Source organism: Moorena producens PAL-8-15-08-1 (assembly GCF_001767235.1).
Lineage (GTDB): Bacteria > Cyanobacteriota > Cyanobacteriia > Cyanobacteriales > Coleofasciculaceae > Moorena > Moorena producens_A.
Genome location: NZ_CP017599.1, coordinates 1,902,077 through 1,929,012, shown reverse-complemented (window position 1 = coordinate 1,929,012; position 26,936 = coordinate 1,902,077). Strand labels below are relative to the sequence as shown.

The 26,936-nt window shown below is 44.6% G+C and carries 25 protein-coding genes and 2 pseudogenes; 7 read left to right on the top strand and 20 right to left on the bottom strand.

All coding sequences use genetic code 11. The features are described 5' to 3' along the window. Positions 1–132 precede the first annotated feature (132 nt). Together BJP34_RS07365 and BJP34_RS07360 are read left to right on the top strand one after the other, a co-directional pair. A pseudogene (locus tag BJP34_RS07365) lies at positions 133–1,836 on the top strand (IS1182 family transposase). Between the two features lie 200 nt (positions 1,837–2,036). Beyond that, the gene (locus tag BJP34_RS07360) at positions 2,037–2,420 is read left to right on the top strand and encodes an endonuclease domain-containing protein (RefSeq protein WP_070391785.1); all 384 of its coding nucleotides are present in this window, start codon (positions 2,037–2,039) and stop codon (positions 2,418–2,420) included. A gap of 423 nt (positions 2,421–2,843) precedes the next feature. On the opposite strand, the gene BJP34_RS07355 is transcribed toward BJP34_RS07360, so the two are convergent. Then, the gene (locus tag BJP34_RS07355) at positions 2,844–3,431 is read right to left on the bottom strand and encodes a hypothetical protein (RefSeq protein WP_070391784.1); all 588 of its coding nucleotides are present in this window, start codon (positions 3,429–3,431) and stop codon (positions 2,844–2,846) included. A 748-nt stretch (positions 3,432–4,179) separates the two neighbouring features. Between BJP34_RS07355 and BJP34_RS07350 the strand changes: the two genes are divergently transcribed. Then, entirely contained in the window at positions 4,180–4,650 is a 471-nt protein-coding gene (locus tag BJP34_RS07350; RefSeq protein WP_070391783.1) for a hypothetical protein, read from the top strand. 149 nt (positions 4,651–4,799) lie between these two features. Here the strand turns inward: BJP34_RS07350 and BJP34_RS07345 are convergent, their stop codons facing one another. The 15 genes from BJP34_RS07345 to BJP34_RS50335 all read right to left on the bottom strand — a co-directional run bounded on the left by BJP34_RS07345 (position 4,800) and on the right by BJP34_RS50335 (position 18,289). Next, entirely contained in the window at positions 4,800–6,284 is a 1,485-nt protein-coding gene (locus tag BJP34_RS07345; protein ID WP_070391782.1) for a GMC family oxidoreductase, read from the bottom strand. A gap of 212 nt (positions 6,285–6,496) precedes the next feature. Further along, positions 6,497–7,375 (bottom strand): SDR family oxidoreductase, encoded by an 879-nt coding sequence (locus BJP34_RS07340; protein ID WP_070391781.1) that lies wholly within the window; start codon positions 7,373–7,375, stop codon positions 6,497–6,499. A 363-nt stretch (positions 7,376–7,738) separates the two neighbouring features. After that, on the bottom strand, positions 7,739–8,110 hold the full coding sequence (locus BJP34_RS07335; protein ID WP_070391780.1) for a DUF2237 family protein: 372 nt from the start codon (positions 8,108–8,110) through the stop codon (positions 7,739–7,741). 236 nt (positions 8,111–8,346) lie between these two features. Further along, positions 8,347–9,021, bottom strand: a complete 675-nt coding sequence (locus BJP34_RS07330) for a DUF4230 domain-containing protein (RefSeq protein WP_229424443.1) — start codon at positions 9,019–9,021, stop codon at positions 8,347–8,349. Positions 9,022–9,399: 378 nt separating this feature from the next. Then, positions 9,400–10,539, bottom strand: coding sequence for a Gfo/Idh/MocA family protein (locus BJP34_RS07325; RefSeq protein ID WP_070391778.1), 1,140 nt, complete (start codon positions 10,537–10,539; stop codon positions 9,400–9,402). 37 nt (positions 10,540–10,576) lie between these two features. Continuing rightward, a complete protein-coding gene (locus tag BJP34_RS07320) occupies positions 10,577–11,044 on the bottom strand; it encodes a DUF4870 domain-containing protein (protein ID WP_070391777.1) in 468 nt (155 codons plus the stop codon). Between the two features lie 69 nt (positions 11,045–11,113). Then, positions 11,114–12,088: a glutathione synthase gene (gene gshB / locus BJP34_RS07315; RefSeq protein ID WP_070391776.1), complete on the bottom strand. Its 975-nt coding sequence runs from the start codon at positions 12,086–12,088 to the stop codon at positions 11,114–11,116. A 711-nt stretch (positions 12,089–12,799) separates the two neighbouring features. Further along, the gene (gene grxC, locus BJP34_RS07310) at positions 12,800–13,063 is read right to left on the bottom strand and encodes a glutaredoxin 3 (RefSeq protein WP_070396536.1); all 264 of its coding nucleotides are present in this window, start codon (positions 13,061–13,063) and stop codon (positions 12,800–12,802) included. 301 nt (positions 13,064–13,364) lie between these two features. After that, positions 13,365–13,916 carry a YqeG family HAD IIIA-type phosphatase gene (locus tag BJP34_RS07305; protein ID WP_070391775.1) on the bottom strand — a complete coding sequence of 184 codons (552 nt, stop codon included), beginning with the start codon at positions 13,914–13,916 and terminating at the stop codon, positions 13,365–13,367. A 464-nt stretch (positions 13,917–14,380) separates the two neighbouring features. Continuing rightward, the gene (gene mltG / locus BJP34_RS07300) at positions 14,381–15,460 is read right to left on the bottom strand and encodes an endolytic transglycosylase MltG (RefSeq protein WP_070391774.1); all 1,080 of its coding nucleotides are present in this window, start codon (positions 15,458–15,460) and stop codon (positions 14,381–14,383) included. 66 nt (positions 15,461–15,526) lie between these two features. Then, the gene (locus BJP34_RS07295) at positions 15,527–16,102 is read right to left on the bottom strand and encodes a DUF3727 domain-containing protein (protein ID WP_070391773.1); all 576 of its coding nucleotides are present in this window, start codon (positions 16,100–16,102) and stop codon (positions 15,527–15,529) included. A gap of 891 nt (positions 16,103–16,993) precedes the next feature. Beyond that, entirely contained in the window at positions 16,994–17,134 is a 141-nt protein-coding gene (locus tag BJP34_RS42705; RefSeq protein ID WP_158517072.1) for a hypothetical protein, read from the bottom strand. Positions 17,135–17,227: 93 nt separating this feature from the next. Further along, positions 17,228–17,734 (bottom strand): hypothetical protein, encoded by a 507-nt coding sequence (locus BJP34_RS07290; RefSeq protein ID WP_070391772.1) that lies wholly within the window; start codon positions 17,732–17,734, stop codon positions 17,228–17,230. Positions 17,735–17,758: 24 nt separating this feature from the next. Further along, complete coding sequence (locus BJP34_RS07285) at positions 17,759–17,917, bottom strand: YqaE/Pmp3 family membrane protein (protein WP_070391771.1); 159 nt, start codon at positions 17,915–17,917, stop codon at positions 17,759–17,761. Positions 17,918–18,082: 165 nt separating this feature from the next. Continuing rightward, positions 18,083–18,289 (bottom strand): YqaE/Pmp3 family membrane protein, encoded by a 207-nt coding sequence (locus tag BJP34_RS50335; protein ID WP_008187337.1) that lies wholly within the window; start codon positions 18,287–18,289, stop codon positions 18,083–18,085. A 342-nt stretch (positions 18,290–18,631) separates the two neighbouring features. Between BJP34_RS50335 and BJP34_RS07275 the strand changes: the two genes are divergently transcribed. Beyond that, complete coding sequence (locus BJP34_RS07275; protein ID WP_070391770.1) at positions 18,632–19,615, top strand: 3'(2'),5'-bisphosphate nucleotidase; 984 nt, start codon at positions 18,632–18,634, stop codon at positions 19,613–19,615. 122 nt (positions 19,616–19,737) lie between these two features. Here BJP34_RS07275 and BJP34_RS07270 read toward each other — a convergent pair whose 3' ends face one another. Both BJP34_RS07270 and iscB read right to left on the bottom strand, forming a co-directional pair. Further along, on the bottom strand, positions 19,738–19,929 hold the full coding sequence (locus tag BJP34_RS07270) for a hypothetical protein (protein ID WP_070391769.1): 192 nt from the start codon (positions 19,927–19,929) through the stop codon (positions 19,738–19,740). Between the two features lie 133 nt (positions 19,930–20,062). Continuing rightward, a pseudogene (gene iscB / locus BJP34_RS07265) lies at positions 20,063–21,323 on the bottom strand (RNA-guided endonuclease IscB). A gap of 294 nt (positions 21,324–21,617) precedes the next feature. Between iscB and BJP34_RS07260 the strand changes: the two are divergent. The 3 genes from BJP34_RS07260 to BJP34_RS07250 all read left to right on the top strand — a co-directional run bounded on the left by BJP34_RS07260 (position 21,618) and on the right by BJP34_RS07250 (position 26,147). Beyond that, positions 21,618–24,128 (top strand): transglycosylase SLT domain-containing protein, encoded by a 2,511-nt coding sequence (locus BJP34_RS07260; protein ID WP_229424279.1) that lies wholly within the window; start codon positions 21,618–21,620, stop codon positions 24,126–24,128. 137 nt (positions 24,129–24,265) lie between these two features. Continuing rightward, complete coding sequence (locus BJP34_RS07255) at positions 24,266–25,243, top strand: ABC transporter ATP-binding protein (RefSeq protein ID WP_070391768.1); 978 nt, start codon at positions 24,266–24,268, stop codon at positions 25,241–25,243. Positions 25,244–25,310: 67 nt separating this feature from the next. Next, the gene (locus BJP34_RS07250; protein WP_070391767.1) at positions 25,311–26,147 is read left to right on the top strand and encodes an Rpn family recombination-promoting nuclease/putative transposase; all 837 of its coding nucleotides are present in this window, start codon (positions 25,311–25,313) and stop codon (positions 26,145–26,147) included. A gap of 126 nt (positions 26,148–26,273) precedes the next feature. Here BJP34_RS07250 and BJP34_RS07245 read toward each other — a convergent pair whose 3' ends face one another. Together BJP34_RS07245 and BJP34_RS07240 are read right to left on the bottom strand one after the other, a co-directional pair. Further along, the gene (locus BJP34_RS07245; protein ID WP_070391766.1) at positions 26,274–26,486 is read right to left on the bottom strand and encodes a hypothetical protein; all 213 of its coding nucleotides are present in this window, start codon (positions 26,484–26,486) and stop codon (positions 26,274–26,276) included. 32 nt (positions 26,487–26,518) lie between these two features. Further along, positions 26,519–26,764 (bottom strand): BrnT family toxin, encoded by a 246-nt coding sequence (locus BJP34_RS07240; protein ID WP_229424278.1) that lies wholly within the window; start codon positions 26,762–26,764, stop codon positions 26,519–26,521. Positions 26,765–26,936 lie beyond the last annotated feature (172 nt).

Below are 26,936 nucleotides of genomic sequence, written 5' to 3'. Positions count from 1 at the left end.
TGATACTGCTGGCGAACTTAATATTTGTTTACAAAATAGTGAGCAGATGTGGAAAATATCCTTTGTTCGTCGTTGGTGTGGGACTATAAGTTGAAACAATTGTATTAGTTCTCAAACTCAGGAGTTGCCCCGATGTGCTTTAGAATTGAGAAAATAGCACCGATACCGCAACAGACAGCAACCATTGCTCGCTCAGCTTTTCCCAAAGGGAGTATAGTAATGAGTATCAGGGATGAATTGGGAATTCTATATGAGGATGAGCAGTTGAGAGCCTTGTTCCCATCAAAGGAAGGGCAACCGGCATCGGGATGCTTGGAGGTTAGCGCTAATCACAGTCATGCAGTACATCGAGGACTTAACTGATGCTCAAGCAGCCCAAGCGGTGCGAGGACGAATCGATTGGAAATATGCGTTAAGTTTGCCTTTAGAAGACCCTGGTATTGATAGTTCAGTCCATACGTGAGTTTCGAGGTCGATTAGTGAAAGCCCAAGCCGAAGAGTTGCTGTTAGTGAGACTTTTGGAACGATGTCAAGAGCGGGGATGGCTGAGTGGGGGTGGGGTGCAACGCAGCGACTCAACTCATGTGTTAGCAGCAATTCGGGTGATGCATCGTCTAGAAGTGGTTGGTGAGACCTTACGAGCAGCACTCAATAGTCTGGCAGTAGCAGTACCGCAATGGCTTCAGGAAAAAGTTCCGGTACAGTGGTTTGAACGCTATGGTAGTCGGGTTGAGGACTATCACATGCCCAAGGCTACCGATGAGCGCCAGCAGTTAGGGGAGACGATTGGTAGAGATGGTTATAGCCTGTTAGCTGCTGTATATGATCACGATGCCCCGGATTGGCTGATCAAGTTGCCTGCGGTTGAGGTGTTGCGTCAGGTAGTGGTACAGCAGTTTCACATCGATGCACACCAACAAGTACACTTCCGTCAACCCAACAATAGCCCGCCGTCGGCTCAATTAATTCACTCTCCCTACGATGTAGAAGCGCGATTCAGTCGCAAACGGGAAACTAAATGGGTGGGCTATAAGGTGCATCTGAGCGAAACCTGTGGTGAGAATGCCCCCCACCTGATTACCCATGTGGAAACTACTGTTGCCACCACCACCGATGTACAGGTAACTGATCGGATTCACCAAGGTCTTAAACAGCGTCAACTGCTACCATTAACTCATATTGTCGATACGGGTTATGTGAGTGCTGAGCAAATGCTCAATACTCAAGATACTTCTGGAATTGAGTTGCTGGCTCCGGTTTTACCCGATAGTAGTTGGCCTTCTCAAGCTGGTCTTGGCTTTGATGTTGCTAACTTTACGATTGACATCGGACGAGCAACAGGCAAAGTGCCCAACGGGGCAGATCAGTAAGAGTTGGAAGCCTGGTTCTGACCGTCGTGGTCATGACATCACCGGTAGTCGCTCATGGGGGAAACCCCCAAGACCGCGCTACCTGATTAAAGTAAGCTTTGCTAGCTCCACTTGTAAACTTTGTCTCCATCGTCCCTTGTGTACTCGCACCAAAAAGCAAGGGCGCACTATTACCCTGCGTCCTCAACGCCAACATAATGCCCTGCAACAGGCTCGCCAGACTCAAACCACAGAGGATTTCCAGCATCGCTATGCTCAGCGTGCAGGTATTGAAGGTACCTTAGCTCAGGGCATTAAAGCGTTTGGCTTACGTCGATGTCGCTATATCGGTTTGACTAAAACCCACTTGCAGCACATCATCACAGCTTGTGCCATGAATATTGTGCGTTTGGTTAATTGGTGGCTCGGAGTTCCATTTGCAGCTACCCGATGTTCTCGTTTTGCTGCTCTTGCGCCGACCTGTTGACCTATGTGTAAACAAATATTAAGTTCGCCAGCGGTATCAATTCTGGGGGACTTTCAACCCCTCGATATCTTCTCCCCCCAAAATTGGGGGGCTGGGGGGGCATCCCAATTTTGCGGGGCTGGGAGGGCATCGGCAACTTGGGAGAACTTGGACTAATCCTGGGTACTCTGTATAAAAAGACTGTCTAACCTACTCTACTGATGCCAAAAGACTATCCTAGAATTCGTGGCACTACCCCGCAAACTGAGCAGGCTGCTCGTCATCTGCGGCAAAATCTAACTCCTGCCGAAGCACAGTTATGGAGTGCATTGCGTGGTCGTCAACTGGCAGGACTCAAGTTTCGCTGTCAGCATCCGGTAGGGCGATTTATTGTTGACTTTTACTGTCCATCATGCAAATTAGTCATTGAGGTTGATGGAGACATTCATACACAGCAAAAAGCCTATGATGAGGCTCGAACAAAGCATTTTCAGTTGTTTGGTTATCGAGTGTTGAGGTTTACTAACCAAGAAGTTTTCAGAGATCTGCAAACCGTTCTAGCCCGCATTGTCGAAGTAGCAGAAGCTTGTTTACTCGCAGACTAGCTACTGTGTATAAACAAGTCTGATCTGTTGTTGTTGCAGCAATTGAAGTATGAATCCGCGATCGTTTGGTTTTGGTCAAGTCCCCGTTGTTCTCCAATAATTCCCCCCAAAATTGATACTGCTGGCGAAAAAAACATTTAGTAATATCAGCCTGAAGACAGCAGTCTTTATAGCCCCCCAACCCCCAATTCTGGGGGAGCATGAACTTAAAGTTACCCATCTGCTACTCTTGTGTAAACAAATATTAATTTCGCCAACGGTATCAAAATTGGGGGGTTAGGGGGGCAAAACACCGACGCATCCAATAATTCCCCCCAAAATTGGGGGGTTAGGGGGGCAAAACACCCAAGCATCCAATAATTCCCCCCAAAATTGGGGGGTTAGGGGGGCAAAACACCCAAGCATCCACTAACCGCTGACCCCTCACTTACTACTTACGATTGTTTCCCAATTCTGAATCACTTGCTGCAAAGCTTCCGGGAGCTGATTACTACCAATATCGGCATAACGTGTGGTACCAGCATTGCTGGTCAGAGTAACACTGATATAATCAGCAGCACCAATAGGAGCAGGGTAACTGAGCTGATCAAACTGACCAAAATCTACGTCTTTGTTGAGAAACGTCTTAAAGCGTTTGACATCTTGAGGGGAAATGCGACGAATCTCGGTGGGAGTGCTATTGCCATTGATCCGTATGTACTGCTGAATCACTTGTCCATTCTTCAGCAGACGGGTTTCAACGGTTTGACCAAAGAAACCACCGCTTGCGATCGCACGAAATACGGTATTCTTCTCTAAGGCTGGTGGTAATTCACTGCTGGGAATCGGTACTGCTGCGAGTAGGTCTTGATTGTCCACTGATTCAACCTGAGCGGTTGCGGTAGAGTTACCTGATGGTAAGAACTTCATTTGACCAGCTTGGCTAGTTACTGCACTAAAGGATACAATCCCGGTTAATGCACAGGCAGCAATAATATAAGAGGATGGGGTGATTGCACGCAAGTTTTTCATCTGATTCCCGTTATTAGTTGAAGGTGTACCCATAGGCCAAGGTAGAGGACTTAGCAGCAGTATCAAGACCAATTGCTGGTGTTTGCCTCTTTACTTAGGACTATTGACTATTGGGAGATTTGTTTTGTTTCGTGCTAACTACCGAACTATCCGTAGGGAAATCACTCTGTCAGCTTATGCGCTACGCGCACGCGTGCGCGTTCAGCGGTCAGTGGTAAGCTATCAGCTATAGCATTTTCATTTGAGATCTAAACTGAAAGGCCGTGGGCCAAGCTTCGCGGTGCTCCGTTTGCGTAGCGTGGCCCACGGCCAAGGAGCCACTAAAAGCGATCAGGTCTTCTTTTATTTTAGTAAAAAACTCTGGAGCTCTTGCCTATTGCCTCTTGCCTATTGCCTCTTGACTTTTTCCATAATTTATCACTTGACAAATAGTTTAAAAATGCTATATAGCATTTTGATTTGAGATGTCAACTGAGAAAGTATTTTTAGTTTACTATAAAGCTCTGGTTCTATTGCTACTATTGCCTCTTGACTTTTTCCATAATTTATGAATTGACAAATAATTTAAAAGCGCTATAGGTGATGAGTAATAATTTTAAGTTACATTAAATAGCAATGCCATTGATTTTTTCAAAATATTAATTTTTTTAAAAAAAGTCTAGATTGTTGGCAATAATGGTGTAGTTTTGATCTTAGGTCTTTTGACAGGTAAGCTGATCTTTCATAACCTTTTATTAAGGAGATAATAATGCGTATAGTGATCATGTTGGTTGCTTCAATATTCCTGCTCTTCGCCAATGTTAGCGCGGCAGAGGCTTCTGTCTCAAACCCAGAAAGTCTCAATGGTGAATGGGTAGGAACTTGGACTAGTTTGAATTCTCCCACCTATAACGGTGTAGTCCAGATGTCTATAAATCAAGAGGGGGATAACGTATTCGGTACCTCAGTGCTGGGCAACACAAAATGTTCTCCTGAACGGGTTTTCAAAGGTAATTTGTCAGGCAAGTATAAAAACTTTATTGAGTTAGAATTAGCTCCTGAGCAAAATCCGACAAATCCAATCAGCAAAAATTGGGGGGTTATAACCAGGTCTCGCAATGCTATCAGTGCGGTCTACAACTTCGAAAATCCTACTTCCGCTTGTTATGGGGATGTCGGCACAATGTTTATCTCTAAGATTCAGCCCTATTCCAAGATTGAGGGCATCACAAAGAAATAACTCAGGACTTACGCTAAGACATCTTTAAATAATGAAGAATGAAGAATTAAGAATTTAGAATTGGAAGTTTTTTGCATTCTACATTCTACATTCTACATTCTTCATTCTTCATTCACCCAGTAAGGCGCGGAATGCTGCTTGTGACCCCGTCAGGTCAAAATCTCAGCTCCCTTATCAGCAATCATCATAGTTGCTGCTGCTGTGTTTGCGGTTATTGGTAATGGGAAGACAGAAGCATCAATCACACGCAGACCTGATACTCCTCGAACCTTAAGTTCTGTATCCACCACAGAACTCTGATCAATCCCCATTCTGCAAGTTCCACAATAATGCTGTGTTGTACTAGCTGTTTCTCTTATATAACTCTCCAAATCTGTTCCCGGTTCTGGAGCAATTTGCTTTTCCCGCCATTGCCCCAAGCTTGATTGATTGCCAATATCGATACCTAACTGAAGCGCTTTTATACATGACTGCAGATCTCCTGGCACCGTCAGATACTTTGGGTCAACAACAGGAGTTTGATCAGGAGAACTTGAACGCAGCGTAATAGTTCCCTTACTCTTCAAGTGCATGACATTTGGCCATAACCAAAAAGAATTTTTTGGACCAGGAAAACCTTTGAGTGTTCCCACTCCCACTGAACACTCTATATCAACAACTGAACTACTATTTTCCGTAGAGCCGAAAATCACAGCTGGAGCTAGGCTATAGGAATACACTGGTAAATCTTTATCTTCGGGAATATAAAATCCGGCACTAACGAAAAGATCGTCATGTAAGTTCTTGCCGACTTCTGGAACATTCGCAACTACTGGAATATCAAATTTTGCCAACTCAGTTTCGTCGCCAATGCCTGAAAGCATCAAGATTTTTGGACTAGCAATCGCACCAGCACTCAGCACAACCTCATGTCGCACGGCTGCAAAGTATTTTTCGTTCTTCTGAACATATTCAACACCAATTGCTTTGGTATCATTAAATCGGATCTTGGTTACCAAAGCTTCAGCTATTACAGTTACATTTGCATGAACCGCTGGTAAAAAAGTGTTAAATGTGGTTTCACGAAAAAGCTTTGAAAGTGTTTTGATATTGTTGAACTGAAATGGAGCGTATCCATATTGACTCTCGCTGGTATTATAATTAGGATTTTCAGGTAAACCGTACTCCTTAGCAGCAGCGAATAAATCGTTAATGAAATTGAAATGATCTGTCGTTGCCACCAAAACCTTGATGATCTGCTCTACACTTTCAAAGTGCGGTAGTACATCATTCCATGACCAACCGGGTGCTACTTTACCCCACGCATCAAAGTCAGAGCGTCCACCTCTGACATAGACCGTGGCATTATGTAATGCACACCCACCTAGGGCTTTTGCTTGCGGCAGCATGATCACACGGTTGTTTAAATTTTTTTGAGGTACTGTCTCGTAACCCCAATCAATCTCTGGATGTTGTTGTAGGACTTCAAACCAATCACTTGGGTTGTACATCTTGGGATTGAGTAGGAGCTTTCCAGCTTCGATCAGCAGAATTTGTGCATTTGAGTCAGAAGCAGCAAGCTTTGAAGCTACTATGCTTCCGGCAGAACCTCCACCAATCACAATGTAGTCATACATGGAATTTGCTTCTGCCATCTTGACTGCTCCCAGTAGAATATGCTAATTAGTTTTGCGGTAAAAATTAAGCTATCAGCTATCAGCTATCAGCTTATGGGCTACGCGCACGCTACGCCAACAGCTTATGGGCTACGCCCAAGTTACTTAACTTTTGAATAAAATAACCTGAAAGCTGACCACTGACCACTGACCGCTGACTGCTGACCACTGACCACTGACCGCTTACATAATTACACTTTTCCTCGTAACCCTTCCAATTCCTCCCGCACTGATAACGGTTGATACCCCAAACTAAATGCTAATGAACTATCCAATGAAGTATCCGGAGATCTAGGAGCAGCCATCGGTACATCCTTTTGTAGACAGCGTCCTAAGTTATCTTGGGAAAGCTCAAATACCTCAGCCATCAGGCAACCAAAGTCATAGCGTGAGATCCTTTCTTTTCCGCCCAGATTAACTAGACCTTGGACTTTCTCTAGCGCTAATAAAAGTCCCTTGGCTGCTGTTGTGCCACTGACAGGGGTTCTAATTTCATCGGTAAATAAGCTCAAGGGTCGCCCTTCTCTCAGGATTTTGAGGAAGGGTTGGATAAAGCTACTGGCAGTAGGGGGAGTGATACCAAACATTAAGGGCATCCGGCAAATGGCGACTTTAGGATAATGCGATCGCATCCCTTCTTCTGCCATCACTTTTTGCTCACCATAATAGCTGATGGGCGATACCGGATCAGTTTCTAGATAAGGAGGATTTAAACCATCGAATACCAAGTCAGTAGAGGTAAACACACAAGGGATATCATAATCTGCACTTAGTCGAGCAATATTGATAGAAGCTGTAACATTAATCGAGTATGATTCCTCGGGATGGGTCTGACAAAAATTAGGTTTAGAGTGAGCTGCGGTATGAATTACTCCTGCTGGCTGAATCTCAGCAAACAGATCCTTTATCTCCTGAAATTCCCTCAAGTCAACCTTTACCACAGTTATTCCTGGAATATCTATCGTCTGGGAAAAATAAGTGCCATAAACATCCCATTTTTCTTTGGCGAGCTGGCAAAGGTTCCATCCAAGGAAACCGCTAGCTCCTGTCACTAAGAGTTTTTTTCTCATCAAAGTTTAGGGTTAGTAAGGGGAATAATAGATATCCCTGTTACTGTTCTATCTTTTGATTTCCTTAAATGCCTATTAAATAAGCTGACAGCAGTCAGCGCTCAGCAGTCAGCTTAGATGGGCTTTTCCCCAGATTTTCAATTGGGTGCATCTCCTAAAAGCTGTTTGACCCAGTGGTGCGTTACGGGACGGACTTTCCTAACACTGGCTACCGATAAAATGAGAGCTCGCCCGTCCCTAACGCACCCTACCTAACTATTCTCTATTCCCTACTAAATCTTATGTCTTCACTGCTCCCGACTCCCTGCTCTCTGCTTCCTAAAAACATGTACCTCACCTAATTAAAAACGGCTATATCAACGGTTAGCCGTTAAGAATAGCGTGTTCCTTAAATACCTCCAAAGGAATGTAATCAAGGGCTGCTTCATGGGTTGCTGACAAAATCACTGGTGGCGCAACCCCAGCATCCAGCGCCTCCTTCCAACGACTGAGACACAAACACCATTGATCTCCAGGTTTAAGACCAGGAAAATTATAGACTGGGGATGGTGTACTCAAATCATTCCCCCTTAACTGAGTAAAAGATAGGAACTCTTCCGTCATTTCTGCACAAACGATATGTAAACCAACGTCAGATGCTCCTGTGTCACATTTTCCGTTCCGAAAAAATCCCGTCATGGGAAATGTGCAGCACACCTTTAGGGTTCCGCCAAGGACGTTTTTGGCATTGTTCATGATATAATAAACTAGTTTAATTACGCCAATTACTTTGCTATCAGCTATCAGCTATCAGCTATCAGCTATCAGCTATCAGCTATCAGCTTTTGAATAAAATAAGTAAGCATTCGTTTAATTTGAGCAAACTTCCTTCGTTAGGTCACAGCCTTGAAGCCTGTGCCACGCTACGGTAACGAATGTTATTTTTAGCTGACCGCTGACCGCTGACCGCTGACTGCTTACCAAACACTATACTATGATGCTAGTGATAGAGCTCCCATACACATCGATATTGATGACGGTTGAAGCTTGACATCTACGGTTTTGTAACCAGCTGTCATCAATAAATTAGTCACCACTAATTGCGCCCTTTGATTAGCTTGCTCTAGCACACCTTGCTGACAAGCAGTAGCCTGAATTTTCCGGAGGGTTTGCTGTTGAGCTAGCATCTGTAATTGAGGGGCAACATCAGGTCCAAGACCCAAAAATCCTCGGTTGTAGTCGTAGACCTGGGAACGGGTAACATCAATCTTGCTATCGAGTAATTGGGGCGCTGGTAACTGCACTTCGATCGAGTCATTGCTGACTTTGACATCATCCACGCTTAATTTCCCTAAATCAACCCCAGCTCGCACTTCCCCATAAGCAATGTAGAGTAATGTCGTTGACGCTAAGCGATATTGTCCTAAGTTTCTATCTTGACGAGTTGGGACCACCGCCTCCATGCTAAACACAGCAGTGGTCAATTCACTAACGTTACGAACTTTATTAACCACAACGTTTCTGACATCCACCTCTGGTTCTGGCTGTGATAAGTTTAATTGTGATAAGTCGAATAGACCATTAACCTGTTCAAACAAACGGGAGCTAGTGCGCCACATCACCACTCCTAAAATTAGCGTCGTGAGTATCATGCCCCCTGTGCTCATCAAAATCAAACCTCTAGGTATACTAGAGATAATGCTGAGCAACTGATGCTTTTGATGCTGACTTTTCATTTTTGTTTTTAATTATTAACAGTTCTTTATTCCCAATCTATGCTACTATTTAAGAACAATTAAATTCTATTTAGCGTAAAAAAATCTATTCTCAAAATATCAAAGCTATACAATTATCTTTAGGCGATATATAGCGTTGATTGCATTTATGAGGTACACTTATCAACCTCAAATTACCCCTTAAAAAGGGGTATTTAGGGGGATAGCTTTGTACCTCATGGGAGAGAGAATTGCCATATAGCAGTTTATAGCCTAATCAGGTAAACAAAGTTTTTTTCCTATTCCCTATTACCTATTACCTATTACCTATTAAAAACCGCTATACTTCTGCTTATCTACCTCAACCCAACGCCTGGTTTCATGGGACTCATGGGTTAAATCCATTAACATTTGGGAGTACACTCCTTCTTTGAGAGATAGTGTGGTAACGCTACCATTGTCAATGGCTTGCACCCAATGGTCAACCACCCGGATAAATGGGGCTAAACGACCATCGAGATAGGTTTCAGAAAATGCTAGTCGCTGGGGAATTTCTACTTCCATCAGGGATTGACCTGCGGTCGCTGCCCACAGACGAAATCCATGAACGTAGTCTTTGAGATTGTTACTGCCTAAGACTAAGGTACCGCGATCGCCATAAACCTCTACAAAGTGACCTCGCCCGTGATAGGTTACGGAACTAATACTGAGTTGACAAGGGGTACCATCTGCCAATTCCAGTAATAACAGACAGGTGTCATCAGCATCTACTGGCTTAAGTAAATTGCTAGCATTGGGGTCTGGTCGCGCTGGAATTGCGGTACTCAGTTGAGCACACAACCGCTGCACTGGTCCAAATAGCCAATGAATATAATCAAAGGCATGAGAACCAACTGCCCCTAGTGCTCCGCCGCCTTTATCCTTTTGAGCATACCAGTTCCAGGGGCGTTCAGGATTAGCTCGGCTAGAGACTAACCAGTCAATTTTAATCAGACGCTTTTTACCGACATAGTCTTTTTCGAGATATTCCGCTAATAGCTGCCATGAGGGGATAAAGCGGAATTCAAAATCAGGTATAGCCACAACACCCTTTTCTGTAGCGAGTTGGTAAAGCTCCTGGGTTTCGGCTGCCGTTAAGGTCATGGGTTTCTCTAGTAGCAGATGTTTCCCTGCTTCTAGAACCATTTTCGCCATTTCGTAGTGCAGAAACGGGGGAGTACAGATGCTAACCGCTTCTACTTCCGGTAAAGCTAGGAGATCTTCTAAGCGATCGCATCCATAGGGAATATCATATTGGTTTGCGTACGCATTAGCCTGATCCGGGTCTCGGTGATAGACAGCCACCACTTCCGTCCGGGAATGAGCTTTAAAGCCAGGGATGTGGATTTTTTGTCCAAATCCAGTTCCCACTACCGCTACACCAATTGTTGGTAGCTGTTCAGTTGCACCTGTTGCAGAAAACTCAGCCATTATAGAAGACTATCTCGTGACTTATATTACTCGTGACTTATTTTAAAAATCGCAGGGTAAACGGGTAACGGTAAACCCTACCATATTGAGCAGCGATTGAAGCCATAGTCACCAGCAGCGAATCAATGATTCCCAGGATACTAGCTAGACACCATAGCCAGAATTCTATGAGCTTAAACAGCTCCAACCAAGAGTTACGGTCAAAACCCTTTATTCCACCAATCAGGATGAAAAACGCCCAGGCAAAGGCCGTAAATATGGTCAGGATAATGGTAGCGTAAAGGGTAATCGAGATTTGAAAATTAATAGATTCTTTACCGTGAACCTTTACAAAGCGGTATTTATTTCTCTTGTTTAACCAGATCATCAACGGGCCTGCCAGGTTAGCCAAAGGGATAGGTAGACCCATAATCAATAGGGGAATCCATAGCAGGGAGGATAGATGACACAGCATCCCCCAGATTCGAGCTTCCCTATCGTTCCGTGGCACTGTTATTTGATCCATAAAACTGACCCAAAACCGACATTACATCCGATGACTTTACTCAGCAGTCTGGTTACCCAATCCTATTGTTTAACCGCCGTTGTTTTTCACTGCCTCAACCCAGATAATTACCTTTTTAGCCAGATGAGTACCATCTAAGCGGTCAATTTCCCGGATGCCAGTAGGACTGGTGACATTAACTTCGGTCAGGTAGCCGCCGATAACGTCTATGCCTACAAAATATAAGCCATCTTGCTGCAGTTTTGGCTTGAGCAGGGCACAAATTTTTTCCTCTCGGGGAGTAATTTCCGTAGCGGCTACTCGACCACCCACAGCCATGTTACCCCGAAATTCCTTACCTGTGGGAATGCGATTTACTGCTCCAATCGGTTCACCATTCAAGAGGATAATCCGTTTATCTCCATCTTTGGCAGCAGGTAGATAAGCCTGAACCATCACTGGCTCACTACCCTGTTTAGTGCTAATTTCCACCAAGGAGTTAAAATTGCGATCGCTTGCCTGTAGAAATATAATGCCCTCACCAGCTTTCCCTCCTAGAGGTTTAAGTACTGCTGCCTCTTTTTCCTCAACGAATTGCCGAATCACCGATTTCTCCTGACTGACAATAGTCTGTGGAATCACCTCCTGAAACTGGAGGGCATACATTTTTTCGTTAGCTGTCCTGATGCCAGTTGGTGAATTAATCACCAAGGTTTTATCTGGATTAATGTAGTCCAAGATATAGGTCGCATAAAGGTAAGGTATGGTAACCGGCGGGTCTGTCCGCATCCAGACAGCATCCATCTCCTCTAGAGGTTTCAACAGAGCCTTACCAGTCTGGTACCACTGCTCACTGACGACCCAATGCCCGTCATCGAGTTTGGCTGGAGTTAGTTGCACAGGTTGTAGAAGTCCCCAAGCCTGACCCTTAATAACACTCAATTGTTGAGCCTGAGTGACCCAAACCTCATGACCTAATTCCTGTGCGGCTTCCATCAGTGCCACACTAGTATCATGACCGGGATCAAGTTTCGGGAGAGGGTCTATTATAAACGCAAATTTCACTGTTGAATTCCCCTGTCAGCCAATTCCCCTATGCTACAGCAATCTTATTTGATTCGGTAACATACTGATCAAGATCTTGAACGGGGAACGAGTAACAGCGATTAAGGCAGATTAATAAAAAAGGCAAAAGGCAATAATTAATAAAGCCTTAAGGGAATCATGTCCCCCCCTTATTAAGGCTCATAAGGGTAGGTTTTTTACTTTGACCTCAGGTGTGGGGTGTAGGGGATGGGGTGTGGGGTGTGGGGCTACAGACAAGCGATGCAGAGGTGCGACAATCAAGGGAATTTAATAATTAGATGCGGAAAGCTCACCAAAGCCCAACCTGCGGGGGTTTCCGACCCTGGCGCTTGGGTACAAGACAATGATGATTTTTAGCGATGCAGCTTCGGAACAGGGGGTTTCCCCCACTCGCGCTTTGCATGGCTGACAACGACAAATTAAGTCAAATTAAGTATATTGTCTTATCCCCCACACCCCACACCCCACAACCGGTCACCCCACACCTGAGGTCTTTGTTAAAAACCTACCCCTGTGAGCCTTATTAAGGGGGGTTAGGGGGGATCCTTACTCATAAGTGGGATCAACGCTATATAAACCGGATGAGATGAACACCTTTAGGATCCTATCCGTGTAGTGATAGTTATCTAGTTGTGGGGTGTTCTTTTCCGTTGTGCTTTCTTGCATACTAGATGCTCAATCACCTAGTAGTCAGCTTGCCTTGAGCAGATTGTCTAACTGACCCTGAAATTCCAGAGTGTGAAGGTCATCACAGCCACCGATATGCTGGTCATTGATAAAAATCTGTGGTAAGGAGCGTGCTCCATTTGCCCGTTGAGCCATCTTCTCCCGTGCCTGGTTATCACCATCAATAGAGTATTCAGTAAATTCAACTCCCTTCTTGTTTAGTAGACCTTTAGCACGGATACAGAAGGGGCAACTGCTCCAGGTGTAGATTTCAACGTTTGCGCTCATGCTTGGCGTTAGAGTATTAAGTAATGTTTCTTTAATTTTAACGTGGGGTTTAGCTTGGCGCACCAGCTCAGTAACGTAATGCCAAATCATAGACAGCCCAGCTCCTGATTACCTCAAGGCTGGGCTGTCTATTAGTTATAAGCGTTTGTTATATCTAGGGTCTTTATATAAGCTGACCCCATTTAAAAGGTTGGTCATATGTAGGGTCTTTATATAAGCTGACCCTCTTTCCAACTGTTAACTATTGTGTCAGACAAATTTTGGTTTAGTAATTTTTATAATATTTTCTTTATATTTCAGTTTATTTTGATTTGTCAGGTTTGTTGAAGTTTTGTTGCATGGTGGTCAAGGAAACCCCTAAGGCTTGAGAGAACCACACTTCTAAATCACGCATTGGGTATAAAGACTTACTCATAGCTTGGTCTCGTATGGGCTCTACAAGAATGGTGAACATTCCCAGTCGATTCCCAGCTAAGACATCAGTGAATAAGCGATCGCCTACCATTGCCACTTGGTCTATAGGTAGGTTCATGGCATCTACAGCTATTTTCAGCTTGCGTCGCGAAGGTTTGCGAGCTCCATATATGTAAGGCAAATCTAGGGAGGAAGCAATACGGCTAATGCGATGTTCACTGAGGTTATTACTGACCAGCCACAGGGAAACCATCGCTCTAGTTTGCTCTACCCACCGTTCAATTTCCCGAGAAACACGGGATTTGGTCACTGGTATTAAAGTCTGGTCAACATCCAACACTAGACCTGAGAGCTGATATTGCTGGATAATATCTGGTGTCAGGTCTAAGATGGAGCCACCAAGGATTAAGTCAGGTTGTAACTTTGAGACCCAAGACATATGTAATTAACTGATAAATTTAAGGTTGGTAACTCTGTTGATTTTTGATGCTTACCCGTCAATTGTCAATGCATTAAGCCCGCTCAGCCTGATGATGGCAGCGGGCAACGGTTAAGTGATTCAGTTCTATTGAACCAATATTGTAAAGCTTCTTTGATCCGATACTTTTTAGCTACCAGAATCTACCAAGGCAGATCCTAGCCCGCCAATGCAAGCTGATTTCTCAGCTAGGGGGTATCTCCCAAAGCTCTCAGGAATATCCTGGGAGCGCCATAAAAATGTCAAAAAAGTTATAACACCGGAATAGAGAGCGCAACGATTAAACCCTTGGTTTTCGGCTTTAATTTAAGTTACATAATAATCCCTGTCGGTGTTACCCTAATTTAAGTCTAACAAATAATAAGAGTTTTTGGTAGACTCTGCGACATTTTCGATTAGCTTTTACTAACCCTGATTGTTGTGGTTTATTGTTTGGCTCGCCGTTCTCTACGGATGGCATTTTTAGCGGCTTCATGTTCTGTTAGGGTTTTGCTAAAAACATGAGTGCCATCGTAACGAGCCACGAAAAACAAGTATTCGGTGTCTTCGGGATCAAGGGTTGCTTTCAAACTGCCTATGCCAGGACTGGCAATCGGGGTCGGCGGTAATCCTGGGTTGAGATAGGTATTGTAAGGGGAGGGTTGCCGCACTTGCTTGTAGGTCAGGGGTTGATCAGCAGTTTGTCGAATCCCCAATCCATATTCAACCGTGGGATCGGTTTCTAATCTCATCCCTCGCCGCAACCGTTCAGTAAAGACACCAGCAATGCGATCGCGTTCTTCAGCAACTACTGCTTCCTTCTCGACAATGCTCCCTAATGTTACCCAATCATTGATACTAAGCTGGGTTTTGTACTGACCTTTTTCGTATACTGGTAAGGCTACCTGTTCAAATCGATTAAGCATTTGTTGGATGACTGCTTGTGGCGAGATGCCATCACTGGGTAACTTATAGGTATCTGGGTATAAATAACCTTCTAGATGAGGGAGCTCACTGGGCAACCAAGGGTACTTATTCCAGGGGATTTTGCTACTAGCAGCGATAAAGTCATCAGCCGAGAAAAATCCTAGAGATTCAAAATAATCCGCCATTTGCTGAATCGACCACCCTTCCGGTATGGTGAAAGACAGCTGCATCACCTTCCCTTTCCAAATCGTTTCTGCGATTTTGGTCAGGGGTTGAGTTGGTGATAGTTCGTAAGTTCCAGCTTTAAACTCACCATCTCGGTCTAGCAGCTGCCGCCAATGAGTCCAGAGTTTCCAAGCATCGGCTGAGCGAATTAAACCAGAAGCTTCCAGATCTCTGCCTATTTGCTGACCTGGGGTTCCTGGGGGAATCTCAATTTTTACGAGGCTTCGAGCGACATCTTCGGAAGATTGTGCTTTTACGGGTGGGGATACCACCCAACTCCACCACTCCCAACCCTGCCATGCACAAAGACCAAGGGTGGTTGGCAACAGAACGAAATAAAAAAATCTATTGGAGATGCTTTTGAGCGTTTTCATACTCTTATACACCAAAACACTAGTTTCCCCTGAATCGTTTAAGGGGTCAAGCCGAGTTCTTGTCTTCTACTCGAGATCATCGAATAGCAGTTCTTCGAGCAATGGCTGAACTTGTTTAATTTCCTGTGTAGACAGTAACTCTGGTTGACCAGATTGGTTCGAGCGAGCAAAAAACAGCAGTGGCTCTACAGGAGTATAGATTCCATACTCTTGTTCTTGGTAATAAAAGCTCGCTAGCTCCTGTAGTTCCTCTGCTTCCATTGGAACATCATCCTCTTCAATTTCCAGGGTGAGAATGTCGTCTTCCTCAACTGTTGGCAACTCACCAGCAACAGTTAAGGTAAAAGCGGTGCGCTTGAGCTGAAGATTTTGCTCCGCTAGAACCGCTTGGGCGTCAGGGAAGATCAAGTCAAGCTCAGCTTCATCTTCAACTAGAGAGGCATCAGCTAAGTCTTCTTGATCATCATCCCAAGCCACAATTTCTATGGGTGAGTCCACAGGTAACAGCAGAAGGTATTGACAACCCTCCAGCTCTAGGGAATGCTCAATGTAACATTCGAGAGTTTTACCGTTAGCGTCCTTCAGCGTAATGTCCCCTTTTGGAGATTCCCCATTTTCTTGGGGAGATTGAGATGAAAACATGGCACTTAATGTGTCTATTATTGGTCAAGTGGTCGTGGAAATAAATCCAACCTCCCTTTTGACAGTACGCTTTAACAGTACGCGACAGTAAGCTTTGACAGTACGCCACAGTACGCTCGAGTTTAGACTGCTTCCGATCAGCATAGCACCAAAACCAAAGACGAGAGTTCCAGCAGTTGTCTTTGAATGATTTAGTCTATACTTTTTATCCAATCATAGGCTTTTTGTGCTCATAAGCATTAGTTAACTATGGGCTGTACAAAAATTGCACATTCTTTAATCATACCGAACGCGCCCCGGGTGACCTACGGTCAATCAGTGATCAAAAAGTGTTGTGAGCAAACTATAAATATAACTAATCAGTCGAACTTGACATAAGTACAATAATTTCTTGCTATAGGAAATCAGCTCAGCCAAAAGGTTGTAGAGCCATGGGTTATGATGCTCTTAAGGCCAAAGGCCACGCTACGCGAACAGAGCCGCTACGGGAGCCTATGATTAGCACTACCAACCCCCTATGTTATTGCCGTCGTGAATTGGGTTATAAATTCTACTAAACCTACAAGAAAACTGCTAAAGCGGTCGTAACTAGGGCTTGCTGATTAACTCTCATGGGCATTTACATATAAAGGTTTTCGCCTTTTTGGGTCTCTAAAAGGGCCAGCAAATCGATCGAAAAAGCTCAATAACTTACGCTTTTGGGCAGACAAGAGCAGAAAAATAAAGGGACTTGTCTTTCGACTACCTCCTATATAATTACCATTTATCTACACTCGCTGACTCCACACTCGCTGACTCAATCCAATACCTATTGACTTTTGCAGCAAACCCTAACTATTAAGCTATCAGCTAATGCGCTACTATATATGCTACTTGAGGTGCTATCAGCTATCAGCTTATGGGCAAGCTACTTGAGGTGCCATTGGCCAACAACTGACCACTGACCACTGACCACTGACCACTGACCGCTGACCGCTGACCGCGCACGCGAGCGCGAGCGCGCATATGCTTACGAGCTGTGATCGTGAGCAACTAGGAATTAGAAATTGTATATTATAAAGGATGAAAATCTCAGGGTGTTATTCTTAACAATACTCAGCAGTATTTTAAAGTTAATTAACAAGACTAACGGCCCAGAATTCGCTGCCGTCCAATTCTCAAGTACTCCCAAACTGGAAATTGATAAAATTCCATCACCAACCAGACAACAATAGCTAAATGGCAGAAAAACGTTAAGCCTACCCAAGCAGATGGAAGCCACGATACAGGACTATCTGGGGCAGGCGGAAACATATAAACGGCTGCCCCAATTAACGTGGTTGGACAAACTACAAATGCCAAGGCTAACAACCAATTCACCCATCCCCATTCAACCCCCTCTAGATGCGCCCCTGTCCACTTTTTGCCATTCCAGTGCCAGGTCATTGGGGGCTGCCGATCGGTTATTTTGAGTATTTGCCTTTCGAGATCAGCAGTGAAAATGTGGCGGCACTCGTGACAGGCAAAAGCTTCCATTAACGATAAATTTTGAATCTGACCCACACGACAGACTGGGCAGGGGTAGACTCCCTGATAGTTCAAAGCTTTATACTTCACATTCACAGGTTGGGATGATTGTTTGGAACTGTACATTTGTAGTCAGTCTAATCCTTTATTTTATCTCTTGGCAATCACCCAAACGGCATGGATAATTCCTGGAATATACCCCAATAGGGTTAAAAGGATATTTATCCAAAAGGGCCAGCCAAAACCCACTTGCAAAAATACTCCCAGTGGTGGCACGAAAATAGCACATAAAATCCGAATTAAATCCATTCTGGTATACCTTTGGTGTTTGTTACGACAAGGCTGATTGGCTTAAGCACTCTTGAGCGCGTACTCACTTCCATTGTGCCAAATTATTCTAGTCTTAGAGCCGGGTTACCGGACCTATAATCCCTGTTTTGTGTTCGGTTAGGGCCCCCGTCCCTAGTAAACAGTTTAATCCTGATATTGATTAGCAGTTACCCATACGGCATGGAGTATGGCGGGTACTACACCATATTTGGGAAAACCAAGTTGAGTGCCTACAATGAAACCCAATACCATTAACAGAATATTAAGCCAAAAGGACTTGCCAAAACTCACTTGCAAGAACACACCTAGTGGTGGCAGGAAAATGGCACAGATGATCCGGATGAAATACATTATTGTTGTACCTCGATTACTGCTCTTAGTTAATTCCCTGGTAATTTCCTCTGAATCCGGAATTTCATAGCTAAGATGCCAGCAATGGAGATTAGTTCCCCCTTTGTAAGGGTTATGACACCTATGAATGACTGCCAATTCCTAGCTCTGTCGCTAAGGTCAGGGAAAAACATGCTGCTAGGCCACAAGCCTTTAAAACCAGGCAGTTCCTAGTCAGTAATAGGTAATCTTTAATTGCTAATGGTGATTACTCAAGGGTCTATTACCGATTAGCTATACCTATTACCCATGACCAAAAACACCTTCCAAAAATCTTTTCGCCCTTAGGAGCAGTTATTGAAAATGTCTTATGAACAAGAGAAACAGGTTGCCATTGAGGCAGCCTTAGCCGCTGCCAAAATTTGTGAGCAAGTCCGGTCTGAACGGGTGACTCAAGCTATGGAAAAAAGTGACAAAAGCCCTGTTACTGTTGCCGATTATGGCTCTCAGGCAGTGATTTGCCGCTTACTTGCCCAAGGCTTTCCTGATGATCCAGTAGTGGGTGAAGAAGATGCTGCTGCTTTGGTGGAACCAACCATGGCGAATCAGTTGGCACAGGTAACCAGTTATGTAGAATCTGTAACTAATGATGCTACTCCTGAGGCAGTGGTGAATTGGATTAATCGAGGCAATGGTGAGATTGGACCTCGCTACTGGACCTTAGACCCGATTGATGGCACCAAAGGGTTTCTGCGTAATGATCAATATGCTGTAGCCTTGGCTTTGGTAGAACAAGGTGAAGTGAAAGTAGGAGTGCTAGCTTGCCCAGCGTTACCCGTGAACCTAGCACAACCCGATGGGGAGCGGGGTGTCCTATTTGTGGCAGTACGGGGTCAGGGAGCAACCATGGTACCTATTAGTGGTGGGGAACCCCAATCGATTCAAGTGACTGATGCTGAGAATACAGCAGAACTCCGGTTCGTGGAAAGCGTGGAATCTGGTCATGGGGACCATTCTCGGCAAGATTTGGTCGCTAAAGCGGTGGGAATTACTGCAGACTCCCTGCGGATGGATTCTCAGGCTAAGTATGGTGCGGTTGCCTCTGGTCAAGCAGCCCTTTACCTGCGTTTACCGTCTTCGAAGTATCCTAACTACCGTGAGAAAATTTGGGACCATGCTGCAGGCACCATTGTTGTGGAGGAAGCTGGTGGGCTTGTTACGGATATGCATGGTAAGCCTCTGAACTTTTCTCTCGGTTCTAAGCTAGTTGAAAATCAGGGTGTGGTTGTCAGCAATGGTGTGATTCATGAGACGGTGCTGGCAGCACTGCGGGATACAGCGAAGTAGATACAGCTAAACCACAGGGCAGATCAGAACCTGGGGATGCTTGGGTAAGGGAAGAGTATTTGTCTTGCCCAAGCATCCCCGCGCGTTTACGCCGGGGAATTTCATTTACACTCATGGGCTGATTAAGTAATTAACCATTGCGCAACACCAGGGTAAAAATATCCCATCCAATATCCCCAGTCTAATGATTGGCTGACTGGAGCAGGGATCATCTCTCCTCGAAAATCCAGCAGCTGGACAATAATTAAGTAAGCGATCGCTAGCAATATCGATATAGCTCCAGTTATAATAGCAACTATTTTTCCGCGTTCCATAAGTCTTCTATCAAATCACAGTACGGTTGTGGGGTTCCGAAATATGGTTAAAGGAATAGAGGTTGAAATGCCAGATCCTATCCGGTTGTTTCAGGAAAGTCTAGGAAGCTTAATCCCCGGCAAAACTTGGTAATTACTGGCAAAAGCTGTAAATGTATCCATCTTTCCGATGTATTGCTGATATGTCTTGAGGTTTACAGCTTTTGTAGCCTTTTGTCCCCAATGGAGTAAATCCAAAACTTCCTTTACTTCTAGGGGTTACTTTGCCTATCCCTAGTTTTTGGTGCTTAGCTAAATCCCCAGTAGTCCAGCCTTTAATTGGTTTTAACGGGTTGTGCCTAGTGGGGTAGCCATATTTATTGAGAGCAGCCTTTTGCCTGCCACCCTGTCCTTTACAGGTTACTAGCAACGGCTGAGAGGTTCTTAACACTAAGGTCTCAATACCTCCAACACAAGCAGCATCAATAAGCGTGTTGCTTAGGTAGTCTTAGCTTCGTACGATTGTACTTAGTTTGCGCTCCTGTCCCAGTAACGACAGGTTTTAAAGTTCGGAGAACCTTTACTAACTTGTTGCGGGTTGCGTTAACTATTGCTGCATCTTTTAGTGGTTGTTTAGCTAATGATTTAATCTTTTTGAGTAAATCCGGCTTCTTTTTTAGGAAGTCCTCTATAGACTTGTCCCCCTTTCTTATATTGCACTTTTCGCAGGCCAAACAGAGATTACTTACTCGGTTACTTCCCCCTTTCGATCTGGGGTGAATGTGCTCAATTTGTAGGGGGGTATTTGGCTTGCCGCAATAAGTGCATTCCCTTCCCCATTTCTCAAGTAAATACTCTCTAACTTCATAGCCAGCTAGTTCCCCCTGCTGATACTCAACGCCACTAATTTCAGGATTCTGCATTTTTTGGGTATCAAACTTAACTCTTTCAACCCAAATCTCATTGACCGGGCAAAATTTTATCAATCGTTTTACCCAAGTCTGGGTAGTCAGAATTCTGTGCTCTAGGCTAGGGGGCAGCCATCCCTGTGGGCGTCTACGGTTAAGGAATCTAGGTTTTCTGTACCGGGTGTTGCGGTTACGTCTCCCACGCCTTACAGCCCTTCTAGATTCTAGTTTTTTCTTAATTAATCCTCCTCTGTGTTCTAGCTCCATACCCCAGATGACTTGGTCGTTTTGAACTATGGCAAACCCAGTAGTTTTACTGCCCGGATCTATCTTGATTTGACAAGGCGAGATAGTCGGATTTGGGATTGCAGTCTTAATGATAATCGTAAATGGATACATTCTGAAAACCGCAGCTTTGCCTTTATCTAACAGTCGGCGAGCTTTCCTTGGGTGAATGGGGTTTAATGGTTGTTTGTTTGCGTCAATGACAAATACATAATTTTGCATGATTAGTGCATCTCAATTTGGTAAAGTGTTCCGAGTGCTTCGCACACGCTTGCGCGAACGGCCATGTTGTAATAACTTGTCGTGTCAACCACACATTTTGCCTTCAACTTAATAGTTGACGATAGAGCTGGGAGCTGGAGGTCACTCCCAGGTATCATGACTAAAACAACGTAGGAAACTAATCATTGGCCTGCATCCTAGTTGGCATTTTCCTGGGGTTGCCGGGAATTGCCTAGGCTTTGACTAGGAGTAGTGTTTATAGTTAAAGGTGTTTTTGGGTCAGAGTAATGGTGCATGGGTAATAGCCCGGTGAGTCATCATAATTACCAATTACTCAAGCTTAACAATACCAATGCTCCCGCAGATGATGTCACAGAGCTTTCTATTCCCAAAACCTACTATGGACGTGCATCACCAGGAGGCTCTATGAAACGGTCTCGTTTGAAATTCTCCCGCTACTATCCTTTATTGCGCCAGCAATTGCGCCACCGTAGCAGACGACAAATCCTACTAGCGTCTAGTGTGGGATTGAGCCTACTGCTGATCTCGATTACCATCTTCGCGTTAATTGATCGCAAGAACCCGCGAGGATTAACGAATTGGGTAGTTTTGCTCCCCCAGCAAATCATGGGGCGCAGAGATCCTAGGGACACTACAGTCCTAAAACTAGCATCCCAATCCCCCGAGGAGCGGGTGGCACAACTCGAAGCGATCGCAACTAGACCAAAATCCCTCAATCGTGGCCGTGCTCGTTACCTATTGGCCGTTGATGCCATAGCTGGGCAGCAGGGAACGGAGGCATTGCGTTGGTTAGATAAATTAGAGTGGGAATATCCAGTATTAGCAGGACAGATTGTGCTCAAACGAGCACAGGCTTACCAACTCACTGGGGACAAAGCTCAAGCCCAACAAGCTTGGCAGGAGTTGCTCCAACGCTATGGTAATCAGCCAGTGGCAGCTGAAGCCTTGTATGCCTTCAAGTCAGATGATTCACCCTACCGCAAACCAAAAAAGGAATCTATTGCTCCGAAATATGCCAGCACCATCTCGACTTCTGAGCAGCCCTGGTTGGCAAAAATACAGCAGATGTATGACTTCTCTGCGGAAGAGCCCAAATACTGGGAACGAGCACTGAAAAACTATCCTTCTCATCCTCGCATCATTGAATTAATCCAGCAAGAGCTCAAGGAGCAGCCTAATCAACCTGAACTGATGCTGTTATTAGCCAGGTATACCTTTGACCAACCAGGGGTTACCCTAGTGCTAGATAAACTAGTGAGTAACTACGGGAAATCTGTCGATGAGAAAAATCGTGCTATAATCCAGCCGAAAGATTGGGAAGCGATCGCATTAGCCTATTGGAAAGACCGCAAATATGCTCAAGCCAGTGCTGCTTATGGCAATGCTAAACCAACACCTAAGCATACTTACCTAGGGGCTAGAGGACTTCAGTATGCCCAAAAGCCCAAAGCAGCGAAACTGGCTTATAAAAAGATGGTTGAGGAATTTCCCGATGCGAAAGAAACCGCTTTGGCTTATCTCCAACTCGCTGCACTAGAACCACCCATTGACAAGATACCCTATTTCGACCAAGTTATCGATCACTTTCCTGACCGAGCTGCTGAGGCACTTTTGGCCAAAGCCAAAACTCTCGAACAACTCAAAAGTCCCAACGCTGCTGAGCAAGCCTATCAATTGTTAATCAACAACTATAGCAATTCTGATGCGGCAGCGGACTATCGCTGGCAGATCGCTCAAGAGGCTGCACAAAATGGAGACATCCTGACAGCTTGGCATAACGTTCAGCCTATCCTTAAGGATAATCCCCACAGTCTGATCGCCCGTAGAGCAGGGTTTTGGTCGGGAAAATGGGCAACTCAGCTAGGACGGAAGCAGGAAGCCGAAGCAGCGTTTAAGCAGGTGATTACCAACCATATTCAATCTTACTATGCTTGGCGCTCAGCGGTACAGTTGGGTTGGGATGTGGGAGACTTTAGCACACTGCGCCAGTCATCTGTGACTATAAACTGGCCAACGGTGCGACCCGATTTACCTGTGGGCTCAGCAGCTTTGAAGGAATTGTATCAGCTTGGTCAAGACCAGGATGCTTGGAGCCTATGGCAAGGGGAATTTCAAACTCGCCTCAAGCCCACTGTGCCCCAACAGTTTACTGATGGCTTGTTCAGGCTGGCGATGGGAGAATACCTCAAAGGAATTTCCCTGGTAGAGACCCTCGAAGACCGAGAAACATCCCAAGAACAGGAGCAGTATCAGAAAATCAGGAAAAAACCGGCTTACTGGCAAGCCCTCTATCCCTTTCCCTATATAGAGGTAATCGAAACAGAGTCAAAACAGCGTAACATTAATCCTCTACTGGTTATATCCTTAATTCGTCAAGAGTCCCGATTTGAGCCAAACATTACATCAGTTGCTGGTGCCATGGGCTTAATGCAAATGTTGCCCAGTACTGCAGCTTGGGTAGGGCAATCGATCAATTTTAACGACTATAAACTCGATAATCCCAACGATAATATTAAACTAGGAACCTGGTTTCTCGCCCATAGCCATCGCGTGTATGAGGATAACTCCGCATTCGCCATTGCTAGTTACAATGCTGGTCAAGGTAATGTAGGGAAATGGCTCAAGGGAAATGAACCCATTGATTTAGATGAATTTGTGGAAACTATACCCTTTGGTGAAACCAGAAACTATGTCAAGCAAGTTTTGGGTAATTACTGGAATTACTTACGCTTATACAATCCTGAGGTTGGTCAGGAGTTAGTAGACTTTTTTGCTCAAGAGTGATCCAGCAAGACAGACCCTAAACCTTCAGCCAGGCTCTACCCGATTAGCTATCATGGATTTTATTCAGAATAGATACAAAGGTCACCAAAATAGGGAATAAATAAATATAGATTATATCCTCATCTCCCAGCAACAGGATGGAGCAATCTACTCTCACTTTACCCCCCCAACTAACTACCTCTGAACCAATCCCAGTGGTTCAGACCTCCCAACTGCGCAAAGTCTACCGCACCGGCTTCTGGCTCAATCAAAAAATTGAATCCCTGAAAAATTGCTCCCTCAGCGTCTATCAGGGAGAAACCTTTGGATTACTCGGTCCAAATGGAGCCGGGAAAACTACCCTCTTAAAAACCTTACTAGGAATTGTCCGTCCTACTGGCGGACAAGGATGGTTACTCGGACATCCCCTTGGTAATGTTAAGGTCAAGCAGCGCATTGGTTACTTACCAGAAAACCCCTACTTCTATGACTATCTCACTGGCTGGGAATTTTTGCACTTTACCGCTGGACTATTTCAAATTCCCCATGAGGTAAAACGTAAACGTATTCCTCGGCTGTTAGAACTAGTAGGATTGTCCCAATCAGCAGCACGAAAGAAACAACTACGTCAGTATTCTAAAGGGATGCTCCAGCGCATCGGTATGGCCCAGGCTCTAATTAATAACCCAGAAGTAGTATTTCTCGATGAACCCATGTCCGGTCTTGACCCGATGGGACGCTACCAAATCCGGGAAATTATTATGTCTCTGAAAGCTCAAGGCAAGACTATTTTCTTCAACAGCCATGTCTTGTCAGATGTAGAGAAAATATGCGATCGCATCGCAATTCTCGCTAATGGGGAATTAATTTGTATGGGAGCGTTAGATGAACTTTTGGGTACCGATAACACCTACCGAGTTAAAGGCAAAGGTGGAAATATAGACATTATCAAACGGTGGCTGATGGAATTGGAATTTGAGGATGACTGCTGGTACGGTCAATTGCGAGGGGAACCCCAAGAGTTTATAGCTTCTCTGAGACTGATGGATGCCCAATTGATGAGTATGACGTTAAATCGTCCTTCATTGGAAGAGTTTTTTATGAAGCACTTGAATAATCCGGGTTTTAGGGAGTAGGGAGTCGGGAGTCGGGAGTCGGGATCCAGCAGAATTCTTGATATGGGCACTCTGATATAATCGTTTAATGTTCGATAATACCTGCAAGTTCCTCGCTGAAAGCTTTTCGGAAGATTTTGCCTCCTGGTTACTTGGTGAAGCCATCACCATGACCCAACTCAGTCCATCTGAACTGTCCCTTGAACCCATTCGAGCGGATGCTTTGATTTTGCTGAATTCTGATGATTTTGTCCTTCACGTCGAGTTTCAGACTCAACCTGACTCAACTATGGCCTTCAGAATGGCAGATTACCGCCTGAGAGTTTTCCGCCGTTTTCCCAATAAGCAGATGCGCCAAGTGGTCATTTACTTGACCCGTTCAACTTCTGAACTCGTTTATCAGACAGCGTTTGAGATTCCTGGTACTCGTCACGAATTTGAGGTGATTCGGCTATGGGAACAACCGACTCAGCTGTTTCTGGAATCGACGGGGTTATTGCCCTTGGCTGTGCTGACACAAACCCCCGACGCTGCTCAAACCTTGCGTCAGGTGGCTGCAAGAGTTGAGGCGATTCCAGAAATGAGGATACAGAGCAATGTGGCTGCGTCCGCTGGGATTCTAGCAGGGCTATTATTAAAGAGGGACTTCATTAACCAGGTTTTACGCAGAGATATCATGGAGCAGTCTGTAATTTATCAAGACATTAAGGATGAAGGCCGTCACGAAGGGGAACAATCCCTCATCCTCCGCCAACTCTTGCGTCGCATCGGCGAAGTGTCCCCAGAAATGCGAACGCAGGTTCAAGCCTTATCCCTCCCTCAGCTTGAAGCTTTGGGGGAAGCGTTGTTGGACTTTACGAAACCTGACGATTTGGATGAATGGATGCGTTCACTATCTGTTGCTGATAGTAAATCGAACTCGTAGGTTTAGCTTTTGGTGCCATTGGCCTACGGCCACGCTACGGGATCAGCCCTACGGGCATAGCTGGGTTTAGCGCACGACTTCTCAACTAAGATTAACTGAGTTAGCGTACGCTTCTTTTTCATTCTGTTAGGCTAAGTGTTGATAGGAACGAATAATATTAGCTAAAGCCCGCAGTGCATCATTAACTGATTTTTCATCTGGAAACATTTCAGCAACATCGTCATCCAACTTAACAATGTTGCTACCTTCCCTATATCTCTGAGCATATTTACCGCGTATGCCTTTGCTGAAATCGTATTCATCTAGCAGATCCTGATCCTGTTGATTATTAATAGTCATTGTTCTCCTCGTATGTCCTTTTCTCTGGTGATCTAGCCAAACGAACACGCTTTATTCCTAATGTTATTTCCCCGCTCAGTATGAACTACTACAAGTTTTCTTTGTTTGTCCGATTTCCCTATAATAACAAATCGCTGCTCACCTACTGAGTGTAATGGATCTTCAATTGTCAGAGACAAAGGATCTCCAAAAACAGTAGTTGCTTCTTCAAATAAAACTTTATGCTTGTTCTTATTGATAGCTGCCTTTTTTACATCCCACTCAAAATGTAATCCCACTAACTCTCCTAAAAAAAATAATTACAATATATACAATATATTAAGTAAAACCAGGTTAAATCCCATTTATTTAACAATATTTTTGATAAATCGTACGCACTTTTGTCCCAAAAGTTTTTGGATAGCGTACGCAAATTCTTCGACAATTAAAAAGATCAGGCAATTACAAAAA